General features: G+C 44.3%; 12 protein-coding genes and 1 pseudogene. 7 read left to right on the plus strand and 6 right to left on the minus strand.

The annotated features are described in order from the left end of the window. Nucleotides 1–287: 287 nt before the first annotated feature. Both AC4II3_RS21950 and queA read right to left on the minus strand, forming a co-directional pair. Nucleotides 288–1,052: a Uma2 family endonuclease gene (locus AC4II3_RS21950; RefSeq protein ID WP_488010203.1), complete on the minus strand. Its 765-nt coding sequence runs from the start codon at nt 1,050–1,052 to the stop codon at nt 288–290. A gap of 99 nt (nt 1,053–1,151) precedes the next feature. Continuing rightward, the gene (gene queA, locus AC4II3_RS21955) at nt 1,152–2,345 is read right to left on the minus strand and encodes a tRNA preQ1(34) S-adenosylmethionine ribosyltransferase-isomerase QueA (protein ID WP_488010202.1); all 1,194 of its coding nucleotides are present in this window, start codon (nt 2,343–2,345) and stop codon (nt 1,152–1,154) included. 144 nt (nt 2,346–2,489) lie between these two features. Here queA and AC4II3_RS21960 point away from each other — a divergent pair, with 144 nt between their 5' ends. Beyond that, nucleotides 2,490–2,879 carry a hypothetical protein gene (locus AC4II3_RS21960; RefSeq protein WP_008188520.1) on the plus strand — a complete coding sequence of 130 codons (390 nt, stop codon included), beginning with the start codon at nt 2,490–2,492 and terminating at the stop codon, nt 2,877–2,879. A gap of 147 nt (nt 2,880–3,026) precedes the next feature. Next, complete coding sequence (gene aroA, locus AC4II3_RS21965; protein WP_488029505.1) at nt 3,027–4,385, plus strand: 3-phosphoshikimate 1-carboxyvinyltransferase; 1,359 nt, start codon at nt 3,027–3,029, stop codon at nt 4,383–4,385. Nucleotides 4,386–4,799: 414 nt separating this feature from the next. On the opposite strand, the gene AC4II3_RS21970 is transcribed toward aroA, so the two are convergent. Then, nucleotides 4,800–5,951 carry a DUF1972 domain-containing protein gene (locus AC4II3_RS21970; protein WP_488010200.1) on the minus strand — a complete coding sequence of 384 codons (1,152 nt, stop codon included), beginning with the start codon at nt 5,949–5,951 and terminating at the stop codon, nt 4,800–4,802. A gap of 1,397 nt (nt 5,952–7,348) precedes the next feature. Between AC4II3_RS21970 and AC4II3_RS21975 the strand changes: the two are divergent. Further along, nucleotides 7,349–9,556: pseudogene (locus AC4II3_RS21975) on the plus strand (thioesterase domain-containing protein); the annotation flags it as partial. Nucleotides 9,557–9,742: 186 nt separating this feature from the next. Here the strand turns inward: AC4II3_RS21975 and AC4II3_RS21980 are convergent. Then, a complete protein-coding gene (locus tag AC4II3_RS21980; RefSeq protein ID WP_488017401.1) occupies nt 9,743–10,945 on the minus strand; it encodes a glycosyltransferase family 4 protein in 1,203 nt (400 codons plus the stop codon). Nucleotides 10,946–11,441: 496 nt separating this feature from the next. On the opposite strand from AC4II3_RS21980, the gene AC4II3_RS21985 reads away from it, so the two are divergent. Together AC4II3_RS21985 and AC4II3_RS21990 are read left to right on the plus strand one after the other, a co-directional pair. Continuing rightward, nucleotides 11,442–12,626, plus strand: a complete 1,185-nt coding sequence (locus tag AC4II3_RS21985; protein WP_488015669.1) for an AAA family ATPase — start codon at nt 11,442–11,444, stop codon at nt 12,624–12,626. Further along, nucleotides 12,626–13,201 carry a DUF4276 family protein gene (locus tag AC4II3_RS21990; protein WP_488015671.1) on the plus strand — a complete coding sequence of 192 codons (576 nt, stop codon included), beginning with the start codon at nt 12,626–12,628 and terminating at the stop codon, nt 13,199–13,201. The genes AC4II3_RS21985 and AC4II3_RS21990 overlap by 1 nt, the downstream gene beginning before the upstream one ends. 88 nt (nt 13,202–13,289) lie before the next feature. Here the strand turns inward: AC4II3_RS21990 and AC4II3_RS21995 are convergent, their stop codons facing one another. Further along, complete coding sequence (locus tag AC4II3_RS21995; RefSeq protein ID WP_488015672.1) at nt 13,290–14,324, minus strand: sulfotransferase family protein; 1,035 nt, start codon at nt 14,322–14,324, stop codon at nt 13,290–13,292. Nucleotides 14,325–14,419: 95 nt separating this feature from the next. On the opposite strand from AC4II3_RS21995, the gene AC4II3_RS22000 reads away from it, so the two are divergent. Continuing rightward, entirely contained in the window at nt 14,420–14,551 is a 132-nt protein-coding gene (locus tag AC4II3_RS22000; protein ID WP_488015674.1) for a hypothetical protein, read from the plus strand. On the opposite strand, the gene AC4II3_RS22005 is transcribed toward AC4II3_RS22000, so the two are convergent. Next, the gene (locus tag AC4II3_RS22005) at nt 14,514–15,914 is read right to left on the minus strand and encodes a hypothetical protein (RefSeq protein WP_488015676.1); all 1,401 of its coding nucleotides are present in this window, start codon (nt 15,912–15,914) and stop codon (nt 14,514–14,516) included. The two genes, AC4II3_RS22000 and AC4II3_RS22005, sit on opposite strands and share 38 nt — an antisense overlap. 264 nt (nt 15,915–16,178) lie before the next feature. On the opposite strand from AC4II3_RS22005, the gene AC4II3_RS22010 reads away from it, so the two are divergent. Next, nucleotides 16,179–17,285, plus strand: coding sequence for a glycosyltransferase (locus AC4II3_RS22010; RefSeq protein WP_488015678.1), 1,107 nt, complete (start codon nt 16,179–16,181; stop codon nt 17,283–17,285). Nucleotides 17,286–18,454 lie beyond the last annotated feature (1,169 nt).

Here is an 18,454-nt window from a genome sequence, read left to right on the forward strand (position 1 = left end):
TAGGCAATAGGCAACCCACCCCTAACCCCTCCCAGGAGGGGAAGGCAATAGGCAACCCACCCCTAACCCCTCCCAGGAGGGGAAGGCAATAGGCAATAGGCAATAGGCAATAGGCAAATGTTGGTTTTAGTTATAGTTTTTTAGGTTTAAAACATGTAACAGCTCAAAGACTTTAAATAATTCCTAATTTTGCCAAAAGGGATAATCCTAGTAATTGCTCATAACTACTATTATTAGTAATCAATTCGACTAGGTGACGACTCTTGCCCTTGGCCTCTTGTTATTCTTCAAACTTCCTCTGGATTCACTCCCATTGCTCGTAAGCGAGCAGCGAGTTTGTCAGCCCGTTCTTGAGCGATCGCCGCTTGTTGTTGAGCGATCGCTGCTTGTTGTTGAGCGATCGCTGCTTGTTGTTGAGCGATCGCTGCATTTTCTTCAGGAGTAGGTAGCACAATTCCCTCCAAGGTAGCCCAACGCAGCCAAGTGGCCTCCACATCCTTGTAAAAGCCTGACCAACGCACTAAGGCTAACCCTAATATTTCGCTAACTAGTCGCTCCTGTTCATCTTCACTTAAAGGTTGATAGATTCCATTGTCTAAGCTAAATCCCGCCCAATCTTCTGGATTAAACGGGTCGTACCAAAAATATTCCGGTACTCTGACTTGGTCTTGATAAACTAGCTTTTTGGTACTTTTATCGGTCTTGGCTGTACTCTCAGAAATTAGTTCAATGATCACATCAGGTGCTTTCCCTTCTTCCCAAACTACCCAACTGAGTCGTTCGGCTTTGGGAACTCCAAGCACTACAAAGACATCTGGACCCCGGAAGTCTTGATTTTTAAGTTGTGCTTCACTGAAATGAAGAAACATATTGCCCCCCACATAGCCATCCTCCCGCTGGGCTAACCAAGGCAATAACGGATCAATCAGCAATTGCATCTGGAGTTTATGTCGTTCAGTTTCCATCGGAATACCGTCATCACAGGGAAGGTCATACTGAGTTGGCAGATAAGGAGTATTAGGCACAACAGCAGAGGTCATGGTTTTAGACATAGTTCTCTTTGGTGGTATCAGCTACTCAACTTTAACGCCCATAGCTACGGTATCGTTGAAAGTCGGGAAAAAACCTAGCGCTTGGATCTATCTTTTTGGCTAAAAATCTGGTAAAGGAGTTGCTTTCGCTTCTGGCAAAATTAACATTGCATCACCAAAGGAATAAAAGCGATAACTAAGAGCGATCGCATCCTGGTATAAGGTCAGTAACCTTTCCCTCCCTACCATGGCGCTAACTAACATTAATAAACTCGACCGAGGTAAGTGGAAATTGGTAATCAATCCCTCCACTACCTGCCACTGATAGCCTGGGTAGATAAATAAGTTAGTCTTACCACAATAGGGTTGTAATTCCCCATCCACAACGGCTCCCTCTAGAGCACGGACTACCGTTGTGCCTACAGCAATCACTCGACCTCCCGTTGCTCTAGTTTCCTGAATTTGTTCCACAGTTGATTGGGGGACTTCTAGCCACTCTCCGTGCATGTCGTGCTCGGTAATATCCTCCACTTCTACAGGTCGAAATGTACCAACCCCCACGTGTAGGGTGATATACCCTAGCCGAATTCCCCGTTGGCGACAGGTTTCCATTAGCTCATTGGTGAAATGGAGTCCAGCGGTGGGAGCAGCAACAGCACCATTCTTTTGAGCATAAATGGTCTGATACTGGTCTGGGGTAGCTTGAGAGTCTTGGATATAGGGGGGTAGAGGAACCTGACCATACAACTCCAACAGGGTTTCCCAGGATACTCCCTCTGGGAAATCAAACTGCAATATCCGCCCACTGGTCGCTTCATCTGTTGCCAGAACAGTTGCTTTAAGAGGAGGTAGGGGGGTAGTTAGTTGTTTGGAGACGCTACTATCGTTGAGCCCAAGCTCGGATGAGGGAGTAAACCAAATCTCTGCTCCTGGCTTCAGACGCCTACCTGGTTTCACTAAAGCTAGCCAACTCTGGTGTTGTCCCTGCTGTTGTCCCTGCTGTTGTTCTTGATGTGGTCGCTCTTCTAACAACAAAATCTCCACAGGAACACCAGTGGATTTACGCCCATAGAGTCGAGCGGGGATAACCCTGGTGTTATTGAGGATCAATAGGTCACCCGGTTGCAATAGCTCAGGTAATTCCCTAAAGATGTGGTGGCTATGGTGAGTTGGTGAATCTACCACCAGCAGTTTTGAACCATCCCTCTCACTCAAGGGTGTTTGGGCAATTTGCTCTTGGGGTAGTTCATAGTCATAGCTTGAGACTAATTGGTCGATTTGGTGCTTGGATGTCTGTTTGTCAATCCCTGTCATGTCATGCTGTTATTCCTACGTTGGGGAATATCCCCTATCTAAGATCGGGGGAGTATCCCCTATCAATTAGCAATCCTGGCTTGCAAAAATAAAGATATCGGATAGCATATCAAGCCTCAGTTGGTTACTAACTAACTCCTCTCTATGGATTACCTTTACTTTTTAGCTAATGCCAGTCTAACTCTGCGAGTCGTTGAGTATCTAAAAGACTCGCCCCAGCTACCTATCAAATTTGCCACGGTGATTCATCGGATTGATGGCTGGGTGGTTAAGGTTAAGATGGACACACCCTTAACCGCTCAACAACATGGAGACTTTCGGGCTTATATGAACGAGTTGGGGATTCCCTACAGCCCAGACATTCGTGTGCAAATGGCTCTGTGGAGTCTGGAAACCGGACAGTCACCGGTAGAGGTCATGCGTCGCTACCAAGTTGCTGTGGTTTCTCATGGTAGTCCAAACCAGAGCGACATAGAAGCTTTTTGCGAACAATTTACCATGGGGTTGGGATATTGTCCAGAAACCTTGGCTTGAGCAACGCTCAATTAATGTAGGGTGGGCAGTGGATCAGACAGATTCACTGCCCACCCTAGAATTAATTACAACGGTGCCAGATCTCAGTAATACGTAGAATTTTGATAAAATCGGTGATCATCCAGCACGGTAATGTAACCGAAGTCTATGCCCTTGCCAGCAAATCTAGTCACCCTAACTACCACCGAAAATCAACAGACTTTAAGCATAAATCCCCCAACATCTGGTCTATGTTTGCAGGGAGTTATAAGGATACCAGGGGATAAATCGATTTCCCATCGAGCCTTAATGTTGGGAGCGATCGCGCAAGGAGAAACTACCATTAAAGGGTTACTTTTGGGAGAAGACCCCCAAAGCACTGCTAGCTGCTTTCGTGCCTTGGGCGCAGATATCTCGGAACTTAATACTGAACAAGTGATTGTTAAGGGTATAGGACTAGGGAAACTGCAAGAACCCGTTGATGTCTTAAATGCAGGCAACTCGGGTACTACCCTACGACTGATGCTGGGACTACTCGCCTCTGCTGCTGACCGATTTTTTACTGTAACTGGTGACAGGTCTTTGCGATCGCGTCCGATGTCCCGTGTAGTCAAACCCCTACAACAAATGGGAGCAAGCATCTGGGGGCGTGAAGGTGCTTCCCTCGCTCCCCTGGCCATTAAAGGTTCCGTTCTTAAACCAATTCACTACCACTCTCCCATCGCCTCAGCTCAAGTAAAATCCTGTATTCTCCTCGCTGGTTTAATCACCGAAGGACAAACAACTGTCACTGAACCAGCCCTCTCCCGTGACCACAGCGAACGGATGCTCAAAGCCTTTGGCGCTCAAATTATTACTGACCCAAAAACCAATAGTGTTACGGTGACAGGACCGGCTCAGTTGCAAGGGCAAACCGTAATTGTTCCTGGTGATATCAGCTCAGCGGCCTTTTGGTTAGTAGCCGGAGCGATTGTACCGGGTTCAGAACTGATTGTGGAAAATGTCGGTGTCAACCCTACCCGTACAGGTATTTTAGAAGCCCTATCCATGATGGGGGCTGATATTGAGCTGTTAAATCAGCGAGTAGTGGCTGGAGAGCCGGTGGCAGATTTGCGGGTACGTCACGGTAACCTCAAAGGATGCACCATTGCCGGTGACTTGATTCCCCGCCTGATTGATGAAGTGCCAATTCTAGCAGTAGCAGCAGTCTTTGCCCAAGGAACTACTATCATTCGGGATGCAGCAGAACTGCGAGTTAAGGAAAGCGATCGCTTAGCCGTGATGGCATCCCAGTTGAACCAGATGGGAGCTAAGGTCACTGAATTGCCCGATGGTTTAGAAATTATCGGTGGTACTCCCTTAACCGGTACAGACGTGGATAGTCATACTGACCACCGCATTGCCATGAGTTTAGCGATCGCAGCCCTCAATTCCCAAGGTACAACTACCATTCACGGTGCTGAAGCAGCTGCCATCTCCTATCCAAATTTCACTACCACCTTGCAAGAGCTAATTCAGGCTTGTTGATTGTAAGTATTCAGCTATCAGCGAACAGCGATTAGCGCTACGCGCACGCTACTTGAGGTGCTATCAGCTATCAGCTGTCAGCTGTCAGCTTTTGAATAAAAGTAGCGTGGCCACGCTACGGGAATGGCCAAGGGCTTTTACCCAGACTTTCAATTCTCATTAATCTTGAACTATTAAATGCTCTCTAAAGAGGTTTATTTTAAGGTGACGGCTGACGGCTGACCGCTGTTCGCCTAGCGTGCGCGAAGCGCATATGCTTGCTTTTGACCGCTGACCGCTGACTGCTGACCGCTGACCGCTCAAAATAAATAAAGTAATGGATAAAGGTTTCTAACATTACCCTTTACCCATTACTTGTTACCCTCTAACCCCAATTTTTCCCTGATCAGCAAATAGCCCAACTGATGAAGGCTATCACTTTATGTCAGGGATTGGAGAACTGAACAAAGCTAGTTTATGCAGCTGCTTAGCTTGGGATAGGAACAACCTTTCGTAGGCTTTAATATCCTTATCCTTAGCAAATTCCTCATAGTAGCGCTTTTTGCTCGCTAGTTTCATTTTTTGCAGTTCATCAGCATCATTTAGCAGTATCTCCAGTTTCTGCTCCAATTCTGCTTCATTTTTGAAATAGTGAGCACCAGGTCCTGCAACCCAACGATTGAAGCGATTATTGTTTGCCAGAACCGGTTGACCAGCGCTGAGGGCTTCTACTAAAGAAGGATTAGTGCCACCAACTTGATGTCCATGAATATAGAGTCGTGCGTGGAATCTCAAGGCATTAACCACTGACTTATTATAGATAGCACCAGGAAAGATAACCTCATCACTGGCTGCTTCTAAAACTTGTTTGTGATAGGGTACCTGATCAGGTAAATAGCGACCAAGCACCACCAATTTAAGACCCCGAGGTCGCCTGGAAAAGCCAGAAACAATCTCTAGAATCGAGTTTTCTGGTTCTGGTCTGGCAATTACCAAAGCATACTCCTTCGGAACCAGATTATACGCGCTTAAAAGTTGTGAGTCGCCATCAACAACTTTCTCGGTTCCATAAGGAATAACGGTAATTTTATCAGAAGCTACTTTTCGAGTCAATAAATGACTCTTGATTGCTGGGTGATCAGCAATTAAACTGTTAGCTAACCAACACCCAGCCCATTCATTGAGATATAACCAAATTTTTTCAGGAAGCCTCCATTTACTGCGTTTCCATTCCAGACCATCCATATTCATAAAATTGGTAATCCCTTTGAGGCGATACCAAATACTGAAGATAGCTGTGTTATAGCCAAGGGTAAGCACGATCCCCTTTTGTTTGACCGCATGTAATGTAGATTTCCAGTCAAAAATGATCGATCCCATTGCGTTGCCATACGGAACCGGTATATGAACCAGACGAATACCATTCCAGTATTCTTCAAACATCTGATTTTTGTGCTCTTCCTGACAATAGACTGTGACTTCCCATCCCTGAGATACAAGATATTTTGACAGCCGTTCCGCGAAAGTTTCAAATCCACCATATTGGGCGGGAATGCCACGGATACCAAGAATTGATAGTTTCAACATTTTAGATGCCCGAGTCTAACAGTATACAAAGGCAAATTTTTGCCTTCCCAATTCACGAGTTACTTGGACTAACTGAGTTTAATCACGAAAACGCACCGAACAGCCGATAAAAAACGGCTATCAACGGTAGATCAACCCGATAATTTTTTTTGCCTACCTTAAGCTGCTTTATCAATCAAGTAGATTTCTAGGATAAGGCTAGGCCATGATTTGTCAAAACTCTGTTAGTTTGACGCAGTTTGACAATGGACTATCACCTGCCATCACTGAGATGGTATTTATCCACAAACCCTTAAAACCATTAAGTAGAATACGTTCCAGCGCGGTTGTTAATGTCATACTTGATTTGATGGTTTTTCTCTGGAACACACTACCACCAAGCAGAGGGGATGTGACACGCTTCACGCTGTGTCCCCTAAACATTTAGGATTTGTGTGATAAATAGTATCTGAACTTTAGGCGGTCGTTGAAGCGGTTGTGCCAACTTGTCAAAAGTGCCATAATCTGTTACAATCTCAGGTTTTTTTAGGACGAATAACTTGACCATAGATGCAATAATCACCATTAGTTTTCCAAACGGTTTAACGATGGCTTTGCTATTTAATCAACATTTCACACAGTATCTTAAAATCCCTGTCAAAATTCAAGATTTTAAAAAAAGTTAATGTTGTCAACAGGGGTCAATCAATTGTAAATAAACTGCTACATATTGTAGTATCTCCCATTCAATCAACTCAAGGGTGATCGACCGGGAACTGAGCGAGTTCATGGAACAACCTCCAACACTTAAATTGAGCTGAAGCAACATCTGATTAGTGAACAGACTTTATAAAGAGTTTAATGATACTTTGTGAAAAAATTGTGAACTCATCTATCGTCAGGTAGGGTAAACAATTAGCTATTTTCAGGTAATAAACTATCTAGGGACGTAAATTTGATGATTAAAGTTCCAGGATTTATATGAGTTACGAAGTTTAGTTGGTTTTGGCCTGCTAACCCACCAAATATAGGGGGTACTACTTCAAAAATATACTAAGTTTGGTGGAGCAACCGGGGCAATGGGTAAGTTCTGATTGATAAAAAAAATTTCAAAAAAAATCTCAAACACCGCCCTGAGTTGGCTTACAGTAAATCGTTTTACCCTGTCTTGATGCAGTCGCTCATGGGGGAAACCCCCAAGACCGCGCTGCATCGCTGTTTTCAGGCTAAGTCTTGAAGAAATCATGGAAAAAAAGCTATACTGTATTACTTGAATAAGTAAGGTTTGCTATATTAGTTAACGTTTGCTGTGAAATCTGAGCAATCATGGCTAAGCAAGTAAGCTAATCAGCAACCGGGAAATCAGGGATGTGTTAGAACCGAGTACTCGCCAACCCCAACAACGACCGAAACAACGACCGAAACAATTATTGATAAACGGCCAACAGCCGAAGCTTCAGCCGGTGGCATTTATGTTTCCAGGACAGGGAGCACAATATGTCAATATGGGGCTGGAACTAATCCATGAAATATCAACATTTCGTGATTTGATTGATCGATGCTCAGAACTCCTCAAACCCCATCTGGGCATTGACCTGCGCCATGTACTCTACCCAAAGCAGGAACAGACTAATCAGGCCACAGAGCACCTGAAACAGACTACTATTACCCAGCCAGCCCTGTTTGTGATCGAGTACGCCCTAGCTCAGTTATGGATGTCCTGGGGAGTCCGTCCCCAAGCGATGATTGGTCACAGTATCGGTGAATATGTGGCAGCCTGTGTAGCTGGGGTATTCTCCTTAGAGGATGCATTATCTCTGGTTGCCCTTCGAGGGCAGATGATGCAACAACTTCCTGCTGGCTCCATGCTTGCTGTTCCTTTACCAGAACAAGAGGTGGAATCCCTGCTGGGTCAGGAACTATCCTTAGCAGTGATTAACGGGCCATCCCAATCGGTGATTTCTGGTCCTACTGATGCGATCGCATTATTACAAAACCAATTGGATCAAAAAGGGGTAGACTACCGCAGGCTACATACCTCCCATGCCTTTCATTCCAAGATGATGGAACCGATCTTGGACTCCTTCACCGACCAGGTAAAACAGGTTAGTCTCAATCCCCCACAAATTCCCTACCTATCTAATGTTACTGGCACTTGGATTACAGCGGAGCAAGCAGTCAATCCACGCTATTGGGCACAGCATCTGCGGCAAACTGTGCGATTTTCTCAAGGTGTGCAACAGTTGTTGAAACAACCAGAGACCATCCTGCTAGAAGTAGGGCCTGGGCGAACCTTGAGCACATTAACTAAACGACACTCTCAGAAAGCGGTTGAGCAGCTGGTGCTAACGTCAGTACGTCATCCACGACAGGAGCAATCGGATCTAGGCTTCTTGCTCACTACCGTAGAACAGCTCAGGGCAGCAGGGGTACCAGTAGATTGTGATGGATGCCATGGTCAGACACCTCACCAGCAAGACATCCCAAGGTACAAGAGCCAAGAAGACGATGCCCAAAAAGACAACAGTACTCTGGTAGCCCCTGACCAACCTCAGCCACAGTCATCCAACACCGTTGTTGCTCCCCGAGATGACTTAGAACGTCAACTGACCAAGATTTGGGAAAACGTCTTAGGAATCAAATCGATCAGTGTTACAGATAACTTCTATGACCTAGGAGGAGACTCTCTCCTAGCCGTGCGCCTGTTTGCTGAGATTGAGAAGGTTTTCCATAAAAAACTGCCCTTAGCTTCTCTGCTAATGGCTCCCACTGTAGCCCAATTAGCAAACCAGCTGCGCCAAGACCAAAGTGCTGCTCCTTGGTCGTCAGTAGTACCAATTCAGCCCAATGGTTCCAAGCCCCCTCTATTTTGTATTCATGGAGCCGGTGGTAACATTCTCAGCTTTCGGGATTTGGCACGTTATTTAGGTTCGGAGCAACCGTTTTATGGACTCCAATCATTGGGTCTCGATGGCAAAGAGACTCCCCTGAACACAGTTGAAGATATGGCTCGCTGCTACCTCAAGGAAATACGTACTATTCAGCCCAAGGGTCCCTATTTTCTGTCAGGATACTGCTTTGGAGGTAAAATTGCTCTGGAGATTGCTCAGCTGCTCCGCTTAGACGGTGAGACAGTCGCTCTGCTAGCTCTGCTTGAACCTAGCCCTGTTGAATTCTCCACAAATGAAAACCAAGTTCCCTATCAACGTAGCTATAGTGACCGATTAAAGGGACTGTTTCAGCGATTGATTCATAGAGGTTTTCAAGACGTACTCAAGCAGCAATTCCTAAAGGTTGTTTCTAAATTATATCAGTCCTTTGGGATTTCCTTACCGCAATCTCTCCAAATCATCAAAGTCCAAGAAGCTAACACCTTCGCGTCAAAAAATTATGTGGCCAAACGCTACTATCCAAACCCAGTAACAATGTTCTTGACCAATGAGCGGATTGCCCAATCTCCAGAACTCCAAAAAGGCTGGATAGAGTTAGTTACTGGAGAGCTGGAAATCCAGGAAATCTCTGGTAAGCACTTAGATGACCAACCAGGGAGTTTTCTCAAAGACCCCCATGTAGAGCTACTAGCTCAAAAGATTAGGGCTTCTATAGATCAGGTAATTGTTAGTTAGTGGTTAATTAATTGTTAAGTTTGACGCGGTGGTGCGTTACGGGACGGACTTTTCCAATACTGGCTACCGCGACAATCAAGGCTAGTCCGTCCCTAACGCACCCTACAGAACTGTTCGCGTAGCTGATAGCTGATAGCTGATAGCTGATAGCTGATAGCTGATAGCTGATAGCTGATAGCTCAATGCTTAAGAATTAATGACTTCCTGATATAGATTCAACATTTGTTCACCGATTATCTCCCATGACCAATTCTCTGAGACTATCACTCGTCCTTTTAGTCCCATAGATATACGTTTTTCCCCATTAGTTGCTAACTGCAACAGTGCTTGATCTAAATCATTGATCACTTGGGATAGGTTATCCACAGGCACTTTAATTCCCCAGTCTTCTTGAACCATCAACGAGGGTCCACCAATATCGAGACAAACCACAGGTCTACCAGACGCCATTGCTTCCAACACCACCGTCGGCCAATGATCATGGAAGCTCGGATGCATTAACACGTCCACCTCTGCCATCCGTTGTAGCACCTGATCACGGGAAAGCTTCCCCCAAAAACGTACAGCATCACCGCATCCAAGCTCTTTAGCTAATTTCTCTAGCCCCTCCTTTTCAGGACCATCACCAATCAGCCAGTATTCACTAGTGGGGTGTTCACGATGGAACTGGGCAAAGGCACGGATGCCCAATGCAAACCCTTTCCAACCCAAAAATCTCCCAATACTGACCACTCGAAAGGGTTCGTCTTGGCGCTGGGGCAGTTGACCTAATCTCTCAATATCCTTTTGATTAAGACCAAAGGGAGGAAAAGCTTTAACTGGTAAATTGTCTGACCATTGGCTCGCTTCCCGAGATAGAATTAATTTAGCGCGAGAAGCAACAGACCACTGGGTAAAGCCACCTAGGACATTCATCGACACCATCCGAATCCGTTCCATCATGGCCGATTGTAGGGATAATGTCTTCAAAAGTACCGAAGGAATTTTATCTTTAGCTCCACCATTCCAAATCAAGGGCACACCTAGCCAGCCTATCCATGTCGGCAACCAGGAATTTTGATAGGTGACATGGTGAACCAAATCAAAGCCAATTTCGTCCTGGAGTTTTTTGGCCACAAAAAATGCTCTAATCTGCCAGGCGATATAGTACAAATAATGAGACAATCCTGAATTACGAGACCCTTCAGACATTGCTACAAAGATAAAAGTAACATTGTCTAAAGGTGAATTAGCCAATTCCTGTTCAATCTGAGATTGATCAGTTATGTTAGTGAGCACCCAACACTTATGGCTATGGTTCTTAGCTATTTGTTTTATGACATTCCAACCTATACCATATTCAGACCCTCTTACTGGGGAACAGCCATAAGCAGAAATCAGGATATTCATAATCTTTTTCCCTGATTAATTCAGCTGAGAATTAGTAACATTTTAACAGACTTAGGCGTCTTACTAGGGAGCATGTTACCCTTGTAATTTAGGTAACATGCTCCCCTCCGATCACAGGATAGACGATCCTGAAGCACCATAGATAGGACTTACGAAGTTAGTTCGTTTTGCCCCCCTGCCCCCCAATTTTGGGGGGTAATGATGTCAAAGTCCCCCATAATTGGGGGATTTAGGGGGCTTTGCGTAAGTCGTGATAGACATATCCAACGGTAGGTCAGTGCTAACAAAAAAGACCTAGCCTTGATAACCTGATTGGGCTGTAATGGCTGTATCGCAGACTTGGCAACAGTGAGCGGAGATTAATCTAGGGGTGGTGGCGGCGGAGTTGAAGCAAGTGGATCGAAATTTGGTAGAAATTGATGCCACGATCGAGGAGGTTTTATGATGAGTTGGGGATGGATGCTCCTTAAATCTTTGTTTAGGTAAATCATAGAATATGAAAATTATTTCTATCACAATCAAAAACTATCGTGTCTTTGAAAACCTGAAAATAGAAAAAATTCCCGCATTTTTTGTTGTCGTTGGTGCAAATGGTACCGGTAAATCAACCCTTTTTGACATATTTGGCTTTATCCACGATGCCCTCAAAAATAATATTCGTCAAGCTCTCCAAGTTCGTGGCGGTTTCAATGAAGTTATCACCCGAGGTAAAGAGCAAGAAGATATCGAAATAGAACTTCAGTTCCGTATGAAAATTCTTGGAACTCAGCGCCTGGTTACCTATATTATTAAAATTGGACAAGAGAATAGACGACCGTTCATAAAACGAGAAATTCTGCGTTATAAACGTGGGAAAGAAGGTAAACCTTTTCATTTCCTAGACTTTAAAAAAGGAAAAGGAGACGCTATCATTAACGAAGAAGAGTTTGACCAACCTGAAACAAAACTAGAACGGGAAAAACAAGAACTTGATTCCAGCGACATTTTAGCCATAAAAGGCTTAGGACAATTCCAACGCTTCAAAGCCGCCAGTGCCTTTCGTTCCCTGATCGAAAACTGGCATGTTTCCGACTTTCATATCAATGAAGCTAGAGGCAGCAAAGACGCACTCTATGCTGAACACCTCTCCCCCACAGGAGATAATATGGCATTAGTAGCCCAATACATCTATCAAGAACATCCCGAAATATTCGAGGAAATTCTCCAGCGAATGCAACAACGAGTCCCCGGCATTTCCAAAGTAGAAGCCAAAAATACTGAAGACGGCAGACTAATCCTAAAATTTCAAGATCAAGCTTTTAAAGACCCCTTTATCGATCGCTATGTTTCCGATGGCACCATGAAAATGTTTGCCTATTTAATATTGCTCTTCGATCCTAAGCCTCACCCCCTACTCTGTGTCGAAGAACCCGAAAACCAACTTTACCCCAGCCTTTTACATGAACTCGCGGAAGAATTTGCCAGTTATGCCCATCGTGGTGGCCAGGTCTTTGTCTCTACCCACTCCCCTGACTTTTTAAATGCCGTTCCCCTGGAGAGCATCTTTTGGCTGACCAAAGAACATGGGATCACTAAATTCTCAAGGGCTGAAGATGACCCAACTCTTGTCAATCTAGTCCAAGCTGGAGACTTACCTGGCTATCTCTGGAGTCAAGGCTGGTTTGAAGGAGTTGCCCCCTAATGAGTTATGACCTGATTTTTCTGCTAGAAGAACGCTCCATGAAAAACGTTTTAGATCAACTCCTACCGAAAATTATCCCCGATAAAATCACCTATCTTTGTATCCCCCACCAAGGCAAACAGCACTTATGGAAATCTATTCCCACGAAAATTAAACCCTTTCAATATAGTCCTGACACTAGATTCATGATCGTCCATGACCAAGACTCCCATGATTGCAAAAAACTAAAATCCGAACTATTAGAAATTTGTAAAACTGCCGGAAAATCCAATAATGTGATGATTCGGATCATCTGCCATGAATTAGAATCCTGGTTCTTAGGAAACTTAGCCGCAGTCGAAAAAGCCTATCACATGAAACCTGATAGCCTCAGTAAACAACAAAGTAAACAGAAATACCGTAACCCCGATCAGCTTAATTCTGCCAAACAAGAGCTTAAACGTTTGGTTAAGGAATACTATCCAGGAATTCATTCTAAAAAAATTGCACCCCATTTATCTTTAACTGATAATACATCCCATAGTTTTCAAGTCTTTATTAAAGGTATTAAACATATCTTAGAGGTATCACCATGACCAACAAAATCTATGCCTTTTGCCTTTTGCCTTTTGCCTTTTGCCTTGTCAACACCGACGGTTTATGAGACTTATGCAAGAGGTCTATTTACAAGCGTCTGCGAATCGCTTCAACAATGTTTCGGGTTCGGTGAAGATTCATTAACAAGGCTAGGGTCAATTTTACCGGTAAAAATGCCCAGCTTAATGCTAACATCAAGGGGTTGGGCTTAATGGAAGCATAGGAGTAACCATGGTTGAGCATGTTAGTATAGGTTACTTGCTGGCAAATATGAATCTCTGTCACAGAAAGTCCCCCACGCCGCCATTTTCCCGTGGTATTGGGGTCAATCCCCCGACGTTTTGGTGTGATTTGCTTATGGGATGAGACACCGCCCTCATTTTGAGGAACATCCAACATTTGTGATTGGAACTCCAGACCTATAAACTGGCAAATTTCTGCCACGGTCTGCTCTGGATTTGTTACCAAATCTTCAAATCTCACCGTACGACATCGGGGATGATTGGCAAATTTTTCAGCAGCGTTAATCGAGGCATTCCAAAGTTTTGAGATGGTAAAGGGATGATAATTGCACCAAGACCGGAAGACTTCTCGATAGGGAATATTCTTGGCACCCAGGAATTTGATTCGCCACTTATATTTTTGTGACAGCAGTACATCTCGGGGGTCACGAACCATATTAATAATCCGGCTTTCGGGATAAAGTTCCAGGATTTCAGCCATGTATAAAACATTGCGCGGAGTTTGCTCACAAGGAATCTTCTTACCGTTTTTGGCAGCTTTGTATCCCAGAAATACCTTAAAGACATCCCCAGAGGTTAGCTTTTCCTCTGCAAGCTGGGAAATAATTACTTTGGCTTCTTCACTAAAGTCACTGGGATCTCCTGGACGCAAAACATCACTATGCTGAATTGATAGGAGGCGAGCGGCTAGCTGTTCTGCTTCTGCCTGAGTTAGGTAAGAGTCCCGATGCTGCTCGGACCATAACTGCCCAAAAAAATGGAGTTCCTCAAAGGTGAAAACCTCCGAATTTAATCCCAAGATTAGACCCATCAGAGTAGTTCCACTACGGGAGTTTCCCACTACAAATATCTGTTCCACTCTCGGTTGATGATCAATCATGATGGGGTGATGGGGTGATGGGGTGATAATGGAATTGCTAACAGTTATGATAAGTAGTATATCAGCAGTAAGGATTCACCATAGCAAAAAAATCCTTGTCTTTCTTTGATATTGATCCGAAGTTCCCGATTCCCGATTCCCGATTCCCGATTCCCGATTCCCTACTCCCTATTCCCTACTCCCTACTCCCTACTTCCTATTCTCTTGTTGAACAGACCAGGAATTAACTACTAATCCAGCCAGTAACCAAAAATAAAAACTAAAGGGTCGTAGTTTAAATGTCCGTTCCACAAAGGTGTAAAAGAAAGAAACAATAATTATCGTACAAAGCATCACCCCAAGGGATTTGTATTCCAGGGATGAAGAGGATTTAATCAGAGATTGAGACGTTTGGTAAAGCCGTAGCAAGATTAGCCAAAAAATCCCCAAACCAACAATTCCAAAATATCCGAGGAAGGCAAACCAGTAGGCATCTTCCAGGAGTTCCACATGCCAGGATAAATGCCGTTGTTCATCTGGGGAGAGAATCACGGAATTTTCTATTCCTCTTTGTAAGGCACCAGGCTCTGGACCAAAGCCAAACCAGCCTCCTGAATTCATTAAACCATTAACAATAGTCTTGGCTGCCCAACCCCGCTGAGCTTCTAAGTTGTGTTGCCAGTAATCTGGAGAAAAAATAGAGAAGAAATAGGAAGTTAGATCAGGGATTTCACCGTCTTCAGAGACTGAAGCAGCTGATGTTTGAAGATTCAATAATGGAGAAACCAATACTACAGTTATCAAAAGTGCTGTAGCAAACCAGAGGATGAGAGCAGTATCTCTTTTCCTGTTGAGATGAACTAAGACTAGAATAGGAATTAGTAGCGATATCATCAGTGCAGCTCGCTTTTTGGAAGCAAAGTTAGCGAAATATAGCACTAAAATACTAACGGAGTCTTTGAAGGTGGGAATAAGATGACTAGAGTTGGTGTAGACATGGCTAATAAATACTGAAATTGCTAACATCAGGAATCCTGAAAGGATGGCACTGTCGCCAAAGGTGCCAATGCTGGCATTTTTGGCAGCCATTGTGGCCGAGTGTATGACTTGCCTGGTGAAGAGTTTCTGAGTGATGCTGGCCGGTAAGAAGTATTGGATGGAGGCTATACCTGCCTGGATTAAACTGGCTAGTCTAATACTTTTTAATAATAGGGAAAGCTGTTCGATAGAAATGTCAATATTAACGACAGTATAGTAAACTGAGATATATCGAAAGTTAGTGCGTAAGTTTTTGATGCTCCCTGCAATTCCAGCATGGTTAACCACAATGGAAATCATGCTACCAATAAAAAATGCAATAATTAAAATATCTAGGGGGGTTTTTCGTATACCTTTACCAGAGGATAGCCGCAGATAAATTACCCTTACCATTAGGACGTAAAGGGTGATTTCTGGAACAAAACGTATTAATGAAATTAACGGTGAGGGTAAGGGCAGCCAGTTGAGAACAAAGTCTTCAAAGGGTTGGTAGATGGTGAGGGTTAAAATTATCGCAAATGGTAGCTGCCCTGTTTGCATCGCCCATCGATACCAGGCAATTATTTTGTTCATTGTAGGGATTAGGGAGTCGGGAGTCGGGAGTCGGGAGTGGAAAATTTTCTAAATGCCTGTTCCTTTATGATTTTATTTAGTGGTATTGTAACTAAGTTAGAAATTATGCCTACATCTAAGCTACAGCGGTTTTCATATTAGTGGAGTACACACACGGATTTTTTGCCTGTTCCCGATTCCCTACTCCCTACTCCCGATTCCCGATTCCCGATTCCCGATTCCCGATTCCCGATTCCCTGTTCTCTGTTTCCGGTGCTATAAGCTATGTCTGTTGCTTTAATTGCCCATTATCTTGGTCCTCGCTTAGGAATTGGGCAGTATCTCAATCGATTACTACCACCTCTAGTTGAGGAACTGATCAGCCGAGGCACTAAGGTGAAAATCTTGGCTTCTCCTAATGCGTTTGAGAATACTCCTACCCTACAGGAGTTGGCAGATAGTGTTAATATCCTACCACCGCTGGATTACTCCCCAGCAAAGCGGTATGGTTGGGTGGCTACTCGCTTGAGTGGGTATTGTGCTCAAGAAGGAATAGAGGCTCTAGTCTGGCTATCTAACCCGATCGTTCTGCCGTGGCATCCACCTACTATTGCAGTGCTTCATGATGTCAATGAATGGAAAGCGGCTAATAAGTATGGCGATCGCATAAAAACGGCTTTGCGATCGCTAATTTACCTGGATGCCTCGATTCGTTTTGCCCAGCAGATTATCGTGGTCAGCAAAGCTACCGAGAATGACCTGCGACACTTTCGTCCTAACCCAAGGCTTCAACAGAAGCTGAAAACTATTCCCAATGGAGTAGACTCAGCCCTAGCTAAGTTACCGACCGTCTCAATTCCTGCTCCCACCGGACCATTCTTGTTATCCGTAGGTCGCATCGACCCAGCTGCCAAGCGTTTACCGGAAGCTGTGGCATTAACCACTCAACTCAGAGAGCTCAGTGGTGAACCTTGGGAATTGCATTTAGTGGGAGGGATGAATACTTCCACCCAAGCTAGCGGTGAAGCGTTCCTCAAGTCAATTGAGAGCTTGCCTTGGGTTCAGTATCATGGCCACATAAGCGATCGCATTCTGGCTCAATGGTATCGAGAGGCAACAGCGGTAGTGTTTCTGTCTGACCGGGAGGGATTTGGACTACCCATTGCCGAAGCCGCATCATTTGGTCGCTTCGTCGTCGTCTCTCAAGGGAATCAAGCCGGTTTAGAAGCAGGGGGGTCTGCCATCATTACCGTTGATCCTGATCAGCCTAGGGAGGCAGCCGAGAAGGTAATGGGTGGTTTGAAAGAAAAACAATTAGCTGAAATTAGTAGTAATTTGCCCAAGTGGGAAACAGCAGCAATGGCTTATGCTGATGCGATTAATGAACTATAGGGCTGCCCGTAGCCCTATCAATTTTATAGAGATTTTATATAGATTTACTGCGGAAGTCCTGCTTATCTTCAACTCAGCTGATCTGCCACGACTTGGGGTAACTTTTAACAATTGTTAATATTCTATTCAGGTTAGTTGGTTTATACTAACTTCTAGTGCATCGAGCTAATCAAACTAATTGTTTAGCTACATTGAAAATTGCTGCTGTATTCTTTAGATTTTGATTACAGCACAATTAACTATAGACTCAGGAAACCTATAGATTCAGGAAATCTGTTTAGGTATGTTTTACCAAATTAAACTCAGGGTGCTCGGAATCAACACTTGTCAAGGGATTCCACAGCTTTCAGATAAGTCGCCACTTGAAGAATTCGGTGATACCGTCACGTTAAAAAGAGGGGGAATACCACCCTCCAACTAACACCGATAAACTGGAAAATAGTGGCCAATAGATAAGGCTTTTTCAAAAATATTCTTTTCCAAACATCTTCTTTTCCAAACCCATTCAGTCCAAAGCCATTGAGACAGCAGTAGCAGCGAAGCCGGTCAACCTGGATGCATCGCTCCCAATTAGCCAGGGCTTACAAATGCTGAGCTTAGGATTGAGCGCATTTGGTTAATTGTTAATTGTTAATTGTTAATTGGGTTAATTGCCTAATTGCAAATTTTAACTTGACAAACAGCCAAAAATGGTCAGTATGGTTGGAAAAGTTGCCCTCATGCTTAACCATGGGGCTATACAATCTTTTGTCCGCTGATCAAAGACTAATCAAAAAAAATTTGTCACTTATTTGGTGGGGTTTTGAGCTTTTCTGGCCACACTCTAATCTGTTGTGGACTTGCCACTAGGTGATACTACGTTTGTTTAGTTTAAAGTAGGGTGGGCAAAGTAATTTAATCGTTAATACTCATTTGAACCCAACTGTTTTTGCCCACCCTACAGGCTCTGACGGGGTGACAAACAGCCTTAAAAGCTTTACGGGGTGTGGGGTGTGGGGTGATGGGTGTAGGGGAAGATCAGGAGCTGGCGGAGTTGCGACGGGACGGTTAAATCAGGTCTCGGACCGATTGTTATCCCACCGACTCACTCCAAATTCCCTGTCAGCCATGCAAAGCGCGAGTGGGGGAAACCCCCTGTTCCGAAGCTGCATCGCTTTTATTTTCCCCAC

Source organism: Moorena sp. (assembly GCF_982860115.1).

What these genes read in the sequence shown, in the direction of transcription:
- AC4II3_RS21960 (WP_008188520.1), top strand. Translation starts at nt 2,490, where the DNA reads ATGGATTACCTTTACTTTTTAGCTAATGCCAGTCTAACTCTGCGAGTC.
- AC4II3_RS21950 (WP_488010203.1), bottom strand. Translation starts at nt 1,052, where the DNA reads ATGTCTAAAACCATGACCTCTGCTGTTGTGCCTAATACTCCTTATCTG.
- AC4II3_RS22010 (WP_488015678.1), top strand. Translation starts at nt 16,179, where the DNA reads ATGTCTGTTGCTTTAATTGCCCATTATCTTGGTCCTCGCTTAGGAATT.
- AC4II3_RS21980 (WP_488017401.1), bottom strand. Translation starts at nt 10,945, where the DNA reads ATGAATATCCTGATTTCTGCTTATGGCTGTTCCCCAGTAAGAGGGTCT.
- queA (WP_488010202.1), bottom strand. Translation starts at nt 2,345, where the DNA reads ATGACAGGGATTGACAAACAGACATCCAAGCACCAAATCGACCAATTA.
- aroA (WP_488029505.1), top strand. Translation starts at nt 3,027, where the DNA reads ATGCCCTTGCCAGCAAATCTAGTCACCCTAACTACCACCGAAAATCAA.
- AC4II3_RS21985 (WP_488015669.1), top strand. Translation starts at nt 11,442, where the DNA reads ATGAAAATTATTTCTATCACAATCAAAAACTATCGTGTCTTTGAAAAC.
- AC4II3_RS21990 (WP_488015671.1), top strand. Translation starts at nt 12,626, where the DNA reads ATGAGTTATGACCTGATTTTTCTGCTAGAAGAACGCTCCATGAAAAAC.
- AC4II3_RS21995 (WP_488015672.1), bottom strand. Translation starts at nt 14,324, where the DNA reads ATGATTGATCATCAACCGAGAGTGGAACAGATATTTGTAGTGGGAAAC.
- AC4II3_RS21970 (WP_488010200.1), bottom strand. Translation starts at nt 5,951, where the DNA reads ATGTTGAAACTATCAATTCTTGGTATCCGTGGCATTCCCGCCCAATAT.
- AC4II3_RS22005 (WP_488015676.1), bottom strand. Translation starts at nt 15,914, where the DNA reads ATGAACAAAATAATTGCCTGGTATCGATGGGCGATGCAAACAGGGCAG.